At 58.3% G+C, this 15337-nt stretch carries 13 protein-coding genes; 7 read left to right on the top strand and 6 right to left on the bottom strand.

The genetic code is table 11. From position 1 onward, the window contains the following. Positions 1-3 precede the first annotated feature (3 nt). Positions 4-528 carry a chorismate lyase gene (gene ubiC / locus ACUTQW_RS23070; RefSeq protein WP_006328360.1) on the bottom strand — a complete coding sequence of 175 codons (525 nt, stop codon included), beginning with the start codon at positions 526-528 and terminating at the stop codon, positions 4-6. 638 nt (positions 529-1166) lie between these two features. Here ubiC and ACUTQW_RS23065 point away from each other — a divergent pair. From ACUTQW_RS23065 to ACUTQW_RS23055, 3 genes are read left to right on the top strand one after another with little or no spacing between them, the layout of a single operon-like run. Further along, complete coding sequence (locus ACUTQW_RS23065) at positions 1167-2549, top strand: MFS transporter (protein WP_037433716.1); 1383 nt, start codon at positions 1167-1169, stop codon at positions 2547-2549. 21 nt (positions 2550-2570) lie between these two features. Next, positions 2571-3572: a LacI family DNA-binding transcriptional regulator gene (locus ACUTQW_RS23060; protein ID WP_006328362.1), complete on the top strand. Its 1002-nt coding sequence runs from the start codon at positions 2571-2573 to the stop codon at positions 3570-3572. Positions 3573-3594: 22 nt separating this feature from the next. Beyond that, positions 3595-4578 carry a nucleoside hydrolase gene (locus tag ACUTQW_RS23055; protein WP_006328363.1) on the top strand — a complete coding sequence of 328 codons (984 nt, stop codon included), beginning with the start codon at positions 3595-3597 and terminating at the stop codon, positions 4576-4578. 55 nt (positions 4579-4633) lie between these two features. On the opposite strand, the gene malM is transcribed toward ACUTQW_RS23055, so the two are convergent. The 4 genes from malM to ACUTQW_RS23035 form a co-directional block, all read right to left on the bottom strand. Then, complete coding sequence (malM, locus tag ACUTQW_RS23050) at positions 4634-5536, bottom strand: maltose operon protein MalM (protein WP_445654970.1); 903 nt, start codon at positions 5534-5536, stop codon at positions 4634-4636. A 97-nt stretch (positions 5537-5633) separates the two neighbouring features. Then, complete coding sequence (locus ACUTQW_RS23045) at positions 5634-6929, bottom strand: maltoporin (RefSeq protein ID WP_139281263.1); 1296 nt, start codon at positions 6927-6929, stop codon at positions 5634-5636. A 29-nt stretch (positions 6930-6958) separates the two neighbouring features. Continuing rightward, positions 6959-8068 (bottom strand): maltose/maltodextrin ABC transporter ATP-binding protein MalK, encoded by a 1110-nt coding sequence (malK, locus tag ACUTQW_RS23040; RefSeq protein WP_004948818.1) that lies wholly within the window; start codon positions 8066-8068, stop codon positions 6959-6961. After that, a complete protein-coding gene (locus ACUTQW_RS23035; protein ID WP_006328365.1) occupies positions 8061-9032 on the bottom strand; it encodes an alpha-amylase family glycosyl hydrolase in 972 nt (323 codons plus the stop codon). The genes malK and ACUTQW_RS23035 overlap by 8 nt, the downstream gene beginning before the upstream one ends. 360 nt (positions 9033-9392) lie before the next feature. Between ACUTQW_RS23035 and malE the strand changes: the two genes are divergently transcribed. The 3 genes from malE to malG all read left to right on the top strand — a co-directional run bounded on the left by malE (position 9393) and on the right by malG (position 13129). Further along, positions 9393-10586 carry a maltose/maltodextrin ABC transporter substrate-binding protein MalE gene (gene malE / locus ACUTQW_RS23030; RefSeq protein ID WP_073441199.1) on the top strand — a complete coding sequence of 398 codons (1194 nt, stop codon included), beginning with the start codon at positions 9393-9395 and terminating at the stop codon, positions 10584-10586. Positions 10587-10649: 63 nt separating this feature from the next. Further along, positions 10650-12227, top strand: coding sequence for a maltose ABC transporter permease MalF (malF, locus tag ACUTQW_RS23025; protein WP_006328367.1), 1578 nt, complete (start codon positions 10650-10652; stop codon positions 12225-12227). 11 nt (positions 12228-12238) lie between these two features. After that, positions 12239-13129: a maltose ABC transporter permease MalG gene (malG, locus tag ACUTQW_RS23020; protein WP_004948829.1), complete on the top strand. Its 891-nt coding sequence runs from the start codon at positions 12239-12241 to the stop codon at positions 13127-13129. Between the two features lie 95 nt (positions 13130-13224). On the opposite strand, the gene psiE is transcribed toward malG, so the two are convergent. Next, positions 13225-13632: a phosphate-starvation-inducible protein PsiE gene (gene psiE / locus ACUTQW_RS23015; protein WP_004948831.1), complete on the bottom strand. Its 408-nt coding sequence runs from the start codon at positions 13630-13632 to the stop codon at positions 13225-13227. 223 nt (positions 13633-13855) lie between these two features. Between psiE and ACUTQW_RS23010 the strand changes: the two genes are divergently transcribed. Further along, the gene (locus tag ACUTQW_RS23010) at positions 13856-15292 is read left to right on the top strand and encodes a capsule assembly Wzi family protein (protein WP_020439902.1); all 1437 of its coding nucleotides are present in this window, start codon (positions 13856-13858) and stop codon (positions 15290-15292) included. Positions 15293-15337: the final 45 nt, after the last annotated feature.

The following is a 15337-nucleotide window of genomic DNA, read 5'->3' as shown; positions in this document are numbered from 1 at the left end:
TCATCATGCGATTTCCGCGCTGCCCGCCGCGTACAACGGCGAAGCCGGTAAAAACAGTTCGGTCAGCAATAAGGGCTTGCCCGCCAGCCGTAAACGGGAGCGGCGCGCCCATAACGCATCCTGCCGCCCCATATGAATGTAATCGCGAGTCAATTCACCGCTGCTGAACAGGTAACGCCCCAGCGGGAGCGTGCCCAAATCCACCAACGCCTGATCCGGGCCGGTCAAGGTCTCTTGCGGGATCACCGTGCGCCCCAGCAGCCAAGGCTGGTTATCGCCCAGCAGTATTATCTCTCGCAGCCAGTAACGCGGGCTATCCGGCAGGTGTTCGGCTTCTTCACCCAACTGGTCGCGGGTGACGAAACATTCGCGCTGCGGTTCAACGTGCACGCGCCCACAGTGGCGTTCAAAACGGCGGGTCATGGATCCTGGCTCCATCAGCCAGTCGCTGACGGCGGCGGGTACCGGGGGGTGTTGCGCAGATAACCACTCAAGCGGCGGCAGGATGGAATCCCTATTGCCAGACATTGTTCTACTCCAGGCCTGACACCGCACCCTGCGGCCGCACCAGACCATACAAACTGTTAACAGAAATTCATTGTAACGCAGAAATCCAAAAGCGGCAGGCTGATTCGTGGCGCGGCGGGCAGCAAAATCGCCGCGGTAAAAACGCCGCAATGTCATCTTTCTGCCATCTGTTTTCTTTACCTTCACTCCCCGGAGCGGTGGGGATTCTGTGATCGCCTGCAAACTTTCACCTCTGCAGCATTGTTTTGTCTACGCGCGTAGATACCTTTGTCATGCAGCGTTGAATCGCCACCCGCTCGACACTTTTGTCTAAGGCTGTGCCCCGCAATAGGTCGTGGTGCCGTCGCAGTTCCAAAAGCCCGTAATCAAGGCGGAGGGTGCAGAACATAGTGGGCTACGTTCAAGCCCGACAACGCAGAGTACGGGCTTTTGGGGCGCGACCCGAAGGGCTGGGGCCATTTGAACGCGCACCTGTGTTACGAGCCGCTTATTTGGCCCACCAAACCTCACGGCCCGCGCCTTGCTGCGCGCTCAAATGACCGCCAGCGGCGCTCACGAACTATTGCGGGACGCAGCCTCTGGAAACCATCTTTAACGGCGCCACTCATGGCGCATGACGAAAAGAGGACATCAATGCCATGAGCGAAACAACGCTTGCCCCCCCACAGGCCACCGGCAATACGCTGGCAGCCGATGAACGCCTGGCCACCAAAGAAGGACGCAGTCAATTCTGGCGCGCCACCTTCTCATGCTGGCTCGGGACCGCCATGGAGTATGTCGATTTCGCCCTGTATGGCCTGGCGGCCGGCATGGTGTTCGGCGACGTGTTTTTCCCCGAAGCCACCCCAATGGTGGCGCTGCTGGCCAGTTTCGCCACCTACTCGGTCGGTTTTATCGCCCGCCCTATCGGCGCTTTGGTTTTCGGCTGGATTGGCGATCGCAAAGGCCGCCGCGTAGTGCTGATCACCACCGTGGCGCTGATGGGCGTCTCCACCACGCTGATCGGGCTGATCCCCTCCTACGCGCAAATCGGCATCTGGGCGCCAACCTGCCTGGTGATCCTGCGTTTTGCCCAAGGGTTCGGCGCCGGGGCGGAACTTTCCGGCGGAGCGGTGATGCTGGCGGAATACGCACCGGCCAAACGGCGCGGGCTGGTCGCCTCGATCATCGCTATCGGCTCCAACAGCGGTACCTTACTGGCCTCGCTGGTCTGGTTGCTGGTGTTGCAGTTGGATAAAGCCGATCTGATCGCCTGGGGCTGGCGCATTCCGTTCCTTGCCAGCATTCTGATCGCCGGGGGCGCGCTCTACCTGCGCCGACACGTGCGCGAAACGCCGGTATTTGAACGCGAGCTACAGCAAAACCACCAACGCATGCTGGACGCTTCCACCGCCGCGCCGGATGACCGCAGCTATCTGCAGCGCACCAAAGCCTTCTGGGTCATGCTCGGCCTGCGCATCGGCGAAAACGGCCCCTCTTACCTGTGCCAGGGCTTTATCGTGGGTTATGTCGCCAAGGTGCTGATGGTGGATAAGTCGGTGCCGGCATTGGCGGTGATGATCGCCTCACTGTGCGGCTTCCTGGTGATCCCGCTGGCCGGTTGGCTTTCCGATCGCTTCGGCCGCCGCATCACCTACCGCTGCTTCTGCCTGCTGCTGGTGCTGTACGCCTTCCCGGCTTTCTGGCTGCTCGACAGCCGCGATCCGGCGACGGTGATTTCGGTGATTGTCGTCGGCATGTGCATTGCGTCGCTGGGGATTTTTGGCGTGCAGGCCGCTTACGGGGTGGAGCTGTTCGGCGTCAAAAATCGCTACTCAAAAATGGCGTTCGCCAAGGAGCTTGGCTCGATCCTCTCCGGCGGCACCGCGCCGCTGATCGCCACCGCGCTGCTGTCCGGCTTCGGTCACTGGTGGCCTGTCGCCTGCTATTTTGTTGTAATGGCGGCCATTGGCTTAATCACTACCTTCTTTGCACCGGAAACCCGCGGCCGCGATCTCAACCTGCCGCAGGATGCGGTGTAACCAGGGGCACAGGAACCCAACTTGGATAATCAACCCGCGCGGCGCATCACCCGCGCCGACGTTGCCCGCGTGGCGGGCACGTCGGTCGCCGTAGTCAGCTACGTGATCAACAAGGGCCCGCGCCCGGTCGCAGAAGCCACTCGCCTGCGAGTGCTGGCGGCGATCGAGCAGACCGGTTATCGGCCAAACGACATCGCCCGGGCGCTGGCTTCGGGCAGTACGCAGACCTACGGTTTGGTCGTGCCCGACATCTCCAACCCGTTTTTTGCCATGTTGGCGCGGGCGCTGCAGCGTGAGGCATTCAGCCACGGCCGCGTGTTGCTGCTGGGCGACGCCGGTGATGACCGCCAGCGCGAGTACGAATTAATTAACCATCTGCTAAACCGTCAGGTCGACGGCCTGCTGTACACCAGCGTCGACCGCCACCCGTGGTTCGATTTGATCCGCACCTCCGGCACGCCGTGCGTGATGATCGACACCATCGACAGCCAGACCGGCATCTGCGCCATTCGCGTCGATGAACGTGACGCCGCCCACCAGGCAACCCGCCACCTGCTACAGCACGGCTACCTGGAGATCGGCATTTTTGTTGGCCCGCTGACCATGCTTAACGCACAAGATCGCCTGAACGGCTGGCGCGATGCTCTGCGCGAAGCGGGCATTACCCCGCGCGAAGAGTGGATTTTTGAAGCGCCCTATACCCGCCAGGGTGGGTTCCAGGCCACGCAGAAAATGGTTCAAGGTCCCCGCCCTCGGGCGATATTTACCTCCAACGAACAGCAGGCGCTCGGCTGCCTCTCCGCGCTGGCGGAACATCGCCTGCATGTGCCGGACGATCTGGCTATCATTTGTTTTAACGGCACGCAGCAATCCGAGTTCAGCGTACCGCCGCTCAGCGCAGTCGAACAGCCGATTGACGCCATGGCCAGGCAGGCCATCGCCATGCTGGCCGCCGGTGCCGCGCAGCCGGAGCTGCACGAGTTCGCTTTCCAGTTGCATATCCGCCGTTCATGCGGCTGTTAGTTTTTTTATTCAGGTAACCGTTATGCGTTTGATTATTGATTGCGATCCCGGCAACGGCGTTCCCGGTGCCAACGTGGACGACGGGCTGGCGCTGGCATTGGCGCTGGCGGCCAGACCGCAAATCTCGCTGGAGTTGATCAGCATCGTAGCGGGCAATACGCCACGCGACGTCGGCTTTGCCGTGGCCAACCACCTGCTGCTGCAAACCGGCTACCAGGTGCCGGTCGTGGCCGGAGCCGCCTGCGCATTGATCGAACCGCCGGAACCCTGGCGCGCCCACCTTGACCGGGCGATTACCCGGCAGGATTTGGCCGCCCTGTGGCATAACGTCCCTTACCCGCACACGGCGGCGACCGTCACGCCAAACGCCGCCGTGGCCCTCGGCGAACTGATCTGCAATAACCCGGGTGAAATCACGCTGGCGGCGATAGGCCCGCTGACCAATGTCGCCCATGCTCTGCAGCTCTACCCGCAGATGGCGCAAGCGGTGAAGGAAATCGTGATTATGGGCGGGGTGTTCAACGTGGAGGGTTACCTCAAGGACACCAATTTCGGTCTCGATCCTGAAGCCGCCCGACAGGTGCTGACCAGCGGCGCCAACATCACGCTTGCGCCTCTGGACGTCACTACGCAAACCATGCTCACCCAGGCGAGTCTGGCGCGCATGACGCAGCCGGATACGCCGCTGTGCCGCTATCTGCGGGCCACTACCCAACCCTGGATCCATTACTCGCGCCAGACCCGCCACCTGCCGGGTTGCTGGATCCACGATGCGTTGGTGATTGCCTGGCTGCTTGAGCCGCAGTTGGTGACCACCGCGGAGTATTATGTGGATGTAGCATTGGAAGGCGCCATGACGCGCGGCAGCTCTCGCCGCTGGCGACCGGACGGCCTGCGGTTGACGGTCGGCATGCCGGAGCCGCAGGGCAAACCGATACGGGTGATGGAGCAGGTAGATAACGCCCGTCTGCTGGCGCTGATTGGCGAAACGCTGGCCCGCGCATGAAAAAAGGTGCGCCGAGGCGCACCAATCATCGAGCCAGCATCGGCAGCGTCGGGTACTACCCCTTGCCTTTCACGCTGCCAATAAACGTTTCACGCGCTGTGGTGGAACCCAGTCTTTCAGCCTCATTCATCAGTTTCAGCGCTTTATCGATATCGCCCGCCTTCACCGCCTGCCTGATGCTGTTATTGAAGTAGCTTTCGGTGTCGTTCAGCATCGGCTCCGAAGGCTTGGCCGGTACTGCGGCAGGTGCCACCGTGGCCGGCGCGGTTGACCCCACCACCACCGGCGCAGCGGCCGGCGCCGGTTGCAGCATGCCGATCATCACGTTGCCGGAACCCTGTTCAGCGGTTACTTTCAGCTTGAGCGTCCCGCCGGTGCTGTGGCTGGCGATCGGGTCAGGGATATCCGGCACCGCGTTACCCACGCCGGCGGCATAGGCCTTGGCCGGGTTGGTCAACTGGGTGGTTTTGGCCAGATCCTGGCGGGTGGTGTACACCAACATGTAAATCTGTTTTTGACCGAGCGCCGGGGTCAGCTTCAGCGTGCCCTCGAGGCGATCGGAGGACATCGCCCCCGGCGGCTGATACGGGAAGTAGCTGCTCGGGTAATAAGCCGCCGGGCGCAGATGCTCATCCAGCACCAACACGCTTGGCGCGTAAATCGAATTATTCTTGCTGATGCTGCTCAGCGTAACTTCCAGCGAACCGCGATCGGCCGGCAGCGTATAGGCGGCAATGGCGCCCTGAATATCGCCCTGATTGAGTTGCGGGCTGACGTTATCCAGTTTCACTTCCTGGCTGACCGGCGGCACCAGCGGTTGCCATGGCAGGCTTTGCAGCGTGGCGGCGCTGATGGCCGGGGCAACAGAAACATGGGCAGGCGTATCGGCATTGGCCGCCAATGGCGCACCAAGGCTCAGCGCCAGTGACAAGCAGAGTGACAGCAGATTCTTTTTCATTGTTATACCCTCTATCAGCGCCGATGCAGGTCAGGCAAGAGAGCCGGCGTCGGCGAATACATGTTGGGGAGAGCTCAAGGCTCTCCCCGTCCTGTCATTACCACCAGATTTCCATCTGGGCGCCGAAGGTGACTTCATCGTCATTGCCGCGGCTGAAGGTGTGTACGCTGGTGTCGTTATAAGCGGTACCCGAGGTGTAAGCGGCGCCGGAATCGCTGTTGGCGTAGCCCCATTTCTCATCCCACTTGGCGTAGGTGGCGAATACGCGGATAGCCGGACGTGACCAGATGCTGTTGCCCGCCTGCCACTGTTGCGCCAGGGTGACTTTGTATTGGCCGTTGCGATCGCCGGTGCGCTGGGATTTCACGTTGTCGTAACCGGCTTCCAGCAAGGTGCTCATGATTGGCGTCCATTTGTACATCGGGCGTACGCCCACGGTGTACCAGGTGGTGCCGTTGTTGTTGTCGCGATCGATATCCTGGAACATGCCGACGTACATCAGCGCCCATTTATCGTTGAAATCGATAGCGCCGTGATCCAACACGCGAATCATCTTGCCGTCGTTGTTAATGGTCGCGCCCTGGCTGCGGCCGTTGTTTTGCGAGGTCATAGAGTCGGTGGCGTACTGCAGCACGAACTTGTTGTAACCGCTCAGGATGCTCTGGGTATGCTCAGCCGTTAACAGCCAGCCGTCTTTGCTGGCACCGTCGGCCAGGCGGAAATTATCCTGCGCGTTGGCGCGACCGTAGTCCACGCCGAGCTCCAGCGTACCACCCGGGTTCAGTTCCAGACCGGCCAGGCGCACGTCGAAGGTGTCGTTGACGGTTGGGCGTTCTTTCCACTCATTGTCCAGGTAGCCGTAGGAGCCGCCGGATTCGGAGTTACGGGTCACGGCGGCAGACAGCTTGCCGAAGCCCAGATCGATATTTTCCAGACCTGCGCCCGGGCCGGAGATATCCCAGTAGTAGAAGTCGATCATATGGACGTCATGACGCTGATAGAAGCGCTTACCTGCCCACATGTTGGCGCCCGGCAGCCAATCGATCAGGTTTTTACCCTGCACGTTTACTTCACGGAAGCCTGGCGTCACGTCTTCCCAGTCGGAGCGTTGTGAAACGGAATAAGCCAGATTGGTATCGAAGTAGAAGCTTTTATCGCCTTCTTTCCACACTTCCTGACCCAGCTTTAATTCAGCGTAGGTTTCACATTCGTTACCGAGACGGTATTTGCTGTCGGCGCCGGTGGCCTTGAAACATTGTTGTTCACCGCCGCTGCCGGTCCAGCCGATGCCGGAACGTGCATAGCCTTTAAAATCAACGGCCATTGCCTGGGTGGTCAGCACACCTGCGGCGATTGCCAGTGCCAGAGGAAGTTTGCGCAGAGTAGTCATCATTATTCTCCTGTTATACAGACTGTGATGCTTTAAACGCCCGGCTCCTGGTGCAGCCGTTTACATGCCGTACCGTCTTCGCGGAACAGATGGCAGCGGTGAGGCGGCAGGCCTATAGCGAATGTTGCACCTTCTTCTACCAGCACCACGTCGTTCTGGCGGTAAACCAGGTTCTGACGAATTGCCGGGATTTGGATGTGGATTTGCGTCTCGTTACCGAGTTGCTCCACCACCTGTACGTCCCCTGAAAGCTGAACTTCAGAGGCATTGCTGGGCAGCAGATGTTCCGGGCGGATGCCCAGAGACATGTTCGCGCCGGCCTGAACCTGCGTGCCTTCCACCGGCAGCCATACCAGCTGGCGGTTAGGCAGTTCGACCTGCACCTGTTGCGGCTCTGCGGCGGTCACTTTGACCGGCAGGAAATTCATTTTTGGCGAGCCGATAAAACCGGCGACAAAGCGGTTGGCCGGATAGTGATACAGCTCCAGCGGCTTGCCGACCTGGGCAACTCGCCCGGCGTCCAGCACCACGATCTTGTCGGCCAGCGTCATCGCTTCCACCTGATCGTGAGTGACGTAAATCATGGTGCGCTGCAGGCGTTTATGCAGGCGGGAAATCTCGATGCGCATCTGCACCCGCAGCGCGGCGTCGAGGTTCGACAGCGGCTCGTCGAGCAGGAACACGTCGGGTTCCGCCACCAGCGTACGGCCGATCGCTACCCGCTGACGCTGCCCGCCGGACAGCGCTTTGGGGCGCCTGTCGAGCAAGTGAGCCAGTTGCAACACTTCCGACACCTGATTCACCCGCTGGCTGATCTCCGCTTTCTTGGCGCCCGCCAGCTTCAGACCGAACGACATGTTGTCGGCGACGGACAGATGCGGGTACAGGGCATAAGACTGGAACACCATGCCGATACCGCGCTCAGACGGCGGCACTTCATTCATGCGTTTATCGCCGATCAGCAGGTCACCGGAGGTAATGTCCTCCAGCCCGGCGATCATGCGCAGCAGCGTCGATTTGCCGCAGCCCGATGGCCCGACAAACACCACAAACTCACCGTCATCGATGGTCAGATTGACGTCTTTGGAAATCACAGCTTCGCCGAAGGCCTTATAAACGCTGCGCAGTGTGACGCTAGCCATGCGTTACTCCCCTGCTTTCGCAGTTAACATTTCGTGTAAAAATGGCGGACGCAAAACCCGCCAAAACCCATTGATGACCCTCTTGCTGCGCGCCGTGCTGCCATGCCAGTGGCAAGGTCGCCTCAGACGGCGCGGCCGCCTGAGTATAAGGCTGCAGATTAATCAGCGCTTCAAGGCATTGATCCTGATGGGTAATAAGTAAACGAACCACACCGTTCTTTTGGCTGACTGCGCTCAGCTCACCGCGCTGGATCACCGGCAAGCGACGCAGCGCCAAAAGCGACTGGCAGTAACGTAAAGTGGATTGGCTGTCATGCTGTTGACGACTAATCGCCAGTGCGCGGTGCTCTATCGCCACCTGCTGATACCAATGGATCTCACCGGCAGTCACCTGTTCCGGCGCCTCGTGCCACGGCATCGGCGTTTGCGCGCCCAGCGGATCCTGCAGGCCGGCGGCGTGCGGCAGGCCAAGTTCCTCGCCCTGATACAAGCAGACAGGCGCAGGCAACATCGCCAGCAGCGTCAAAAACGCATCGGCGGAGCGTAAATTCCCCTGTCCCCAATGGCTGACCACCCGTGGCTGGTCGGCATCGCCGGTGCTCCACAGGCTGTCCGCCAGCGTGGCGCGGCGAGCATGCAATACCTCAACCAGCCGCTCGATGCTGAAGGGCATGACCTCCAGCGCCAACGGGCTGCGGACGTACTGTTGCCGGGCGACAGAGTGCCGGACAGGGCTTTGCCCGTCGCAGTACCACAACCCCAGCCCCTGAGCGGCGACCGCAGCCGCGGCTTGCGCCGACAGCTCATACGGCAATACCAACCCATCGATCGACAGCGTATTCAGATAAGGCAGCGCCGAAACCATGCCGTGTACGTCACCCACGCCGTCCCCGTTTCCATCACGGAAACTGACCGGATGGATCCGGTACAAGGTGGGTTGAGTGACGGTAGGCATTAGCGACATAAATCCGGTTCCCTGCTGCACGTGACGATGAAAAATCAATGTGGCCGATAGTGCGGGAATCCCCACAAGGGGTAATCATCCGTAACAAGATTTTTCATGGGGGAGGAGATGGGAGGATGAGAGAACGACCGTCGCGGCGAGAAGTTCAACGCTAAAAGCAAATCTGTGATCCGTTTGGCAAAAATCGTCACCCTATTTTGTGTCTTCCCCCACAGAATAGGGCGCAACGTTAACTGGATCACACTCCGCAGGCGTGGGGCGTAGAGGGGGGGAGGATGAGAATGTGTCGCTTTGTGACCCACTATTACTGCGAAACCTCTCTCCTTGATTTACGTGCCCACAAAAAAGAAGGATTGGATTATGACTCGCAGCTTTACCACCGCCCGTACGCTGGTGCTTTCCGCTCTGACCACCTTGGTGCTTTCCTCTTCCGCCTTCGCCAAGATCGAGGAAGGGAAACTGGTTATCTGGATCAACGGCGATAAAGGCTATAACGGCCTGGCCGAAGTCGGCAAAAAGTTTGAGAAAGACACCGGCATCAAAGTCACCATTGAGCACCCGGACAAGCTGGAAGAAAAATATCCGCAGGTAGCCGCCACCGGCGACGGCCCGGATATCATCTTCTGGGCTCATGACCGCTTTGGCGGCTACGCGCAGTCCGGCCTGTTGGCCGAGATCCACCCTTCCAAAGCCTTCCAGGACAAGCTGTTCCCGTTCACCTGGGACGCGGTGCGTTATGACGGCAAGCTGATTGGCTACCCGATCGCGGTAGAAGCGCTGTCGCTGATTTATAACAAAGACCTGATCAAAGACGCGCCCAAAACCTGGGAAGAGATCCCGGTGCTGGACAAAGAGCTGCGCGCCAAAGGCAAGAGCGCCATCATGTGGAACCTGCAAGAACCCTATTTCACCTGGCCGATTATTGCCGCCGACGGCGGTTATGCCTTCAAATATGAGAACGGCAAGTACAACATCAAGGACGTCGGCGTCGCCAACGCCGGTTCGCAGGCCGGCCTGCAGTTCATCGTCGATCTGGTGAAAAACAAACACATCAATGCCGACACCGATTACTCGATTGCCGAAGCGGCGTTCAACAAAGGCCAGACCGCAATGACCATTAACGGTCCTTGGGCGTGGGCAAACATCGAGCAAAGCAAAATCAATTACGGCGTAACCCTGCTGCCGACCTTCAAAGGCAAGGCGTCCAAACCCTTCGTCGGCGTGCTGACCGCCGGGATCAACGCCGCCAGCCCGAACAAAGAGCTGGCGACCGAATTCCTGGAAAACTACCTGCTGACCAACGAAGGCTTGGCGGACGTCAATAAAGACAAACCGCTGGGCGCCGTGGCGCTGAAGTCATATCAGGAACAACTGGCGAAAGATCCGAAGATTGCCGCCACCATGGCAAACTCGCAGACCGGCGAAATCATGCCAAATATTCCGCAGATGAGCGCCTTCTGGTACGCCGAACGCAGTGCGGTGATCAACGCCGTCAGCGGCCGCCAGACGGTGAAAGCCGCGCTGGACGACGTGCAAACCCGTATTACCAAGTAACAAACGACGCTGTGCGGGGCGCGGTAAAGCGCCTCGCTGTTGATCTACAGAAAGGAACGCCCTATGCAATTAGCTCACGCCGGGTCGCCTGCGCGCAAGAAGTCGAAGTGGTGGCAGAGTGACGTACTGAAATGGCTGGTGATCGGCCTGTTCAGTCTGGTTACCTGCTACCTGATTGTGTTGATGTATGCACAGGGTGAATACCTGTTTGCCATTCTGACGCTGATTCTGGTCAGCGCCGGGCTTTACGTCTTCGCCAACCGCCGCGCTTACGCCTGGCGTTACGTCTATCCGGGCATCGCCGGCATGGGGCTGTTTGTCCTGTTTCCGCTGATTTGCACCATCGCCATCGCCTTTACCAACTACAGCAGCACCAACCAGCTCACCTTTGAGCGCGCCCAGTCGGTGCTGATGCAACGTCAGTTCCAGACCGGCAAGACCTTTACCTTCGGCCTGTATCCGGCGGAAAACCAACAGTGGCGTCTGCAGTTAACCCACCCTGACAGCGGCCAACAGCTGATTTCCGGGCCGTTCAGCTTTGACGCCAACGCGCCGCAAACGCTGAAACTGACGGCGGAAAACGCCGAGCCGACAGGCGAACGCGCCACGCTGCGGGTGATTACTCAGAACCGCCAGGCCCTGAGCCAACTGGTAGCGCAGTTACCGGAAGGCGGCGAGCTGCGCATGAGTTCACTGCGCCAGTTTTCCGGCACCTCTCCGCTGTACCTGCTGGATAAAGACAGCAAGGTGCTGACCGACCAACAGACCCATATTCAATACCGGCCGAACCCGGACATTGGTTTCTATCAGGCACTGACTGCCGACGGCAACTGGGCCAAAGAAACCCTTAGCCCAGGATATACCGTCACCATCGGCTGGAAAAACTTCCTGCGCGTTTTGCAGGATGAAGGCATCAAAAAACCCTTTGTGTCGATCTTTATCTGGACCATCGTGTTCTCGGTAATGACCGTGATCCTCACCGTAGCCGTGGGCATGGTGCTGGCCTGCGTGGTGCAGTGGGAAGCGCTGAAAGGCAAAGCGGTGTACCGCGTCATGCTGATACTGCCCTACGCGGTGCCGTCGTTTATTTCGATTCTGATTTTCAAGGGGTTGTTTAACCAAAGCTTCGGTGAAATCAACATGATGCTCAGCCACCTGTTCGGCATCAAGCCGGCCTGGTTCAGCGATCCTATTACCGCCAAAAGCATGATCCTGATCGTCAACACCTGGCTGGGTTATCCGTACATGATGATCCTGTGCATGGGGCTGTTGAAAGCGATCCCCGACGATCTGTACGAAGCCTCGGCAATGGACGGCGCCACCCCGATGCAGAACTTTTTCCGCATCACTCTCCCGCTGTTGATCAAGCCGCTGACGCCGCTGATGATTGCCAGTTTCGCCTTTAACTTTAACAACTTCGTCTTGATTCAGCTGTTGACCAACGGCGGGCCGGACATGATCGGTACTACCACGCCGGCCGGTTATACCGACCTGCTGGTCAGCTACACCTACCGCATCGCCTTTGAAGGCGGCGGCGGGCAGGACTTTGGTCTGGCGGCCGCGATTGCCACGCTGATCTTCCTGCTGGTAGGTGCCCTGGCGATCCTGAACCTTAAAGCCAGCAAGATGAACTTCGACTAGGGAGAAAAATAATGGCTATGGTCCAACCCAAATCCCAGCGCCTGCGCCTGTGGATGACTCATACTCTGATGCTGTGCTTTATTGCCCTGATCATGTTCCCGCTGCTGATGGTGGTGACGATTTCACTGCGCTCCGGCAACTTTGCTACCGGCAGCCTGATACCGGAGCAGATTTCGTGGGATCACTGGCGTTTGGCGCTCGGCATGAGCGTGACGCACGCCGATGGCAGCGTCACCCCGCCGCCGTTCCCGGTGCTGCTGTGGTTGTGGAACTCGATTAAGATCGCGGTGATCACCGCTATCGGCATCGTCACGCTGTCCACCACCTGCGCCTATGCCTTTGCCCGCATGCGCTTTCGCGGTAAAAGTACGTTATTGAAAAGCATGCTGATTTTCCAGATGTTCCCGGCGGTGCTGTCGCTGGTGGCGCTGTATGCGTTGTTCGATCGCCTGGGCCAGTACATTCCGTTTATCGGCCTGAACACCCACGGCGGGGTGATCTTCGCCTATATGGGCGGCATTGCGCTGCACGTCTGGACCATCAAGGGCTACTTCGAAACCATCGACAATTCGCTGGAGGAAGCGGCAGCGCTGGATGGCGCCAGCCCGTGGCAGGCCTTCCGCCTGGTGCTGCTGCCGCTGTCGGTGCCGATTTTGGCGGTGGTGTTTATTCTGTCGTTTATCGCCGCGATTACCGAGGTGCCGGTAGCGTCTTTGCTGCTGCGCGACGTCAACAGCTACACGCTGGCGGTAGGGATGCAGCAATATCTGAACCCGCAAAACTATTTATGGGGCGACTTTGCCGCTGCGGCGGTGTTGTCGGCCATTCCAATTACCGCCGTATTCCTGCTGGCTCAACGCTGGTTGGTGGGTGGCCTGACGGCCGGCGGGGTGAAAGGTTAAGGTTTTTGCCACTGCAATGCGCTTGATGTACTTCAGTTCTTTCCGATCAATACCTGTGTCTTCGGCGGCCCTAGGGGCCGCCATTTTTATGTCGGTTATTCGCGTTTCAAGCGGTCGGTATTGGCCAAATAGAGAGTCACGACCAGCAGCAATATCGCTCCGGCATAAATCAAGGTATCGAATGGGTTTTTATGATCCACTATGATCAAACGAATAATCGCGGTAATGCCGATATAGATGAAATAGCGCAGCGGAAAATGATATCCCGACTCAAAATACTTGACGATCAAGGCGATGAACTCAAAATACAGAAAGTAAATCACGATGCCTTCGATCAACAGATAAGACGATGATTCCTCGCTGTTTACAAACAAGACTTTCGCCAAGTGAATAGTTTCTTTCACCAAAAAAACGATCAGGATCGCCGCCAGCAGCAGCAGCCCGACGTTCAGCACCCGCTGTAACCCCTTCGCAATCATTATCGAGCGCGATGTTTTCGCCATAAGAACCCCCCTTAAATACCGCTAAAATTATCCGCGCATCCTAACATAGGCATTATCTTAAAATTTATATCCTCAATGAAATCTCATTAAACTCAATTTAATTCAAAAGGTTACATTAGGACATTTCTGGTTGATATATTTGTAGCAAATTGAAATGTCAACTATGATGGGACATAGATCTTTACATAAAACTAATAACCTCGAATTAACAAGGGAATTCTTTATGCGCGCTAAACTTAACGGACTGGTCGCGGCGGGCCTGTTTACCTGTGCATTAACCGGCCACGCCGCCGGCCTGGTCACTCCTGATAACGATCTGCGTAACGATCTTGCCTGGTTGTCCGATCGCGGCGTGATTAACGTCAGCTTGTCCACCTGGCCGTTGAGCCAGGAAGAAATCAGCTCGGTTATTTCACAAGCCAAGCCGGTAACCAGTACCGAGAAAAGCGTCATTGACCGTGTTCAGCGCCGTGTCGATGCCCTGAAAGCCAATATTCGCGTCAGCGGCTACGCCTCTACCGACAAACCCGGCACCCCACAGGGCTTCGGCCAGAATGAATATGCTGATGACCGCCTGACTATCGGCGCAGGTGCCAACGGCGAGTTCTGGGACGTGCGCGTCCAGGGTTCTGTCGAGGGCGATCAACGCGTCAGCGACGGTTCAAAATTCAACCTGAATGGCTCCTACGGTGCAGTAAAAATCTGGAACCAATGGCTGTCCTTCGGTGAAGTCTCCCAATGGTGGGGCCCGGGTTACGACGGCAGCCTGATTCGCTCCGACGCCGCTCGCCCGGTGGCCGGCTTTATGCTGCAACGCGCCGACCAGTCTCCGTTTGAAACGCCTTGGCTGTCTTGGATTGGCCGCTGGCAGTACCAGCTGACCGCAGGCCAGCTGTCGCAATATGCTGCAGTTCCCCATACCAAGTTGATTGGCGGTCGTTTCACCATGATGCCGACCGACTTCGTGGAGCTGGGCGCCTCGCGCATCATGCAATGGGGTGGTGAAGGCCGGCCTCAGTCCTGGAGTTCTTTCTGGAATGCGTTTGCCGGCAAGGATAACGATGACTCTGGCAAAGGCAACGATCCGGGCAACCAGCTTGCCGGCTTCGATTTCAAGCTGAAAATGCAGCCGCTGATTGGCCTGCCGGTAAGCTTGTATGGTCAGTTGGTGGGTGAAGATGAAGCAGGTATGTTGCCTTCACAAAACACCTATTTACTGGGGCTGGAAGGGCACCCTGAATGGGGCACGACCACCATCAACTGGTCTATCGAAGGGGCTGATACCCGCGCCGATATGAACCGCAAAAACTATGTGTATAACCATTACATCTACAAAGGCGGCTACTATCAGCAGGGTTATCCGCTGGGCCACGCGATGGGCGGCGATGGCCAAATGTTGTCCGGCCGTGTAGAGCTGGTGCTGGATGACAGCCAACGCTGGAGCACCCGTTTGGTGTACGCCAAAGTGAACCCGAACAGCCAGTCAATCAACCAGGCGTTCCCGAAATCCGACACGCTGAAAGGCATTCAGCTCGGCTGGGGTTACACCCTGGATTCCCAGGTCAAGTTTGATACCAGCCTGTGGTATACCGATAACAATGCCAGCAAAGCCGATGACGTGGGCGCAGGCATCAGCTTCGAAGTGCCTATCAATCTGTAAGCATCCAGATGTAAAAAAACCCGCCGCGGCGGGTTTTTTGTTGGC

The sequence above is a fragment of the Serratia sp. TSA_7 genome (assembly GCF_052692135.1).
This window is presented reverse-complemented; position numbering and strand designations above follow the sequence as displayed.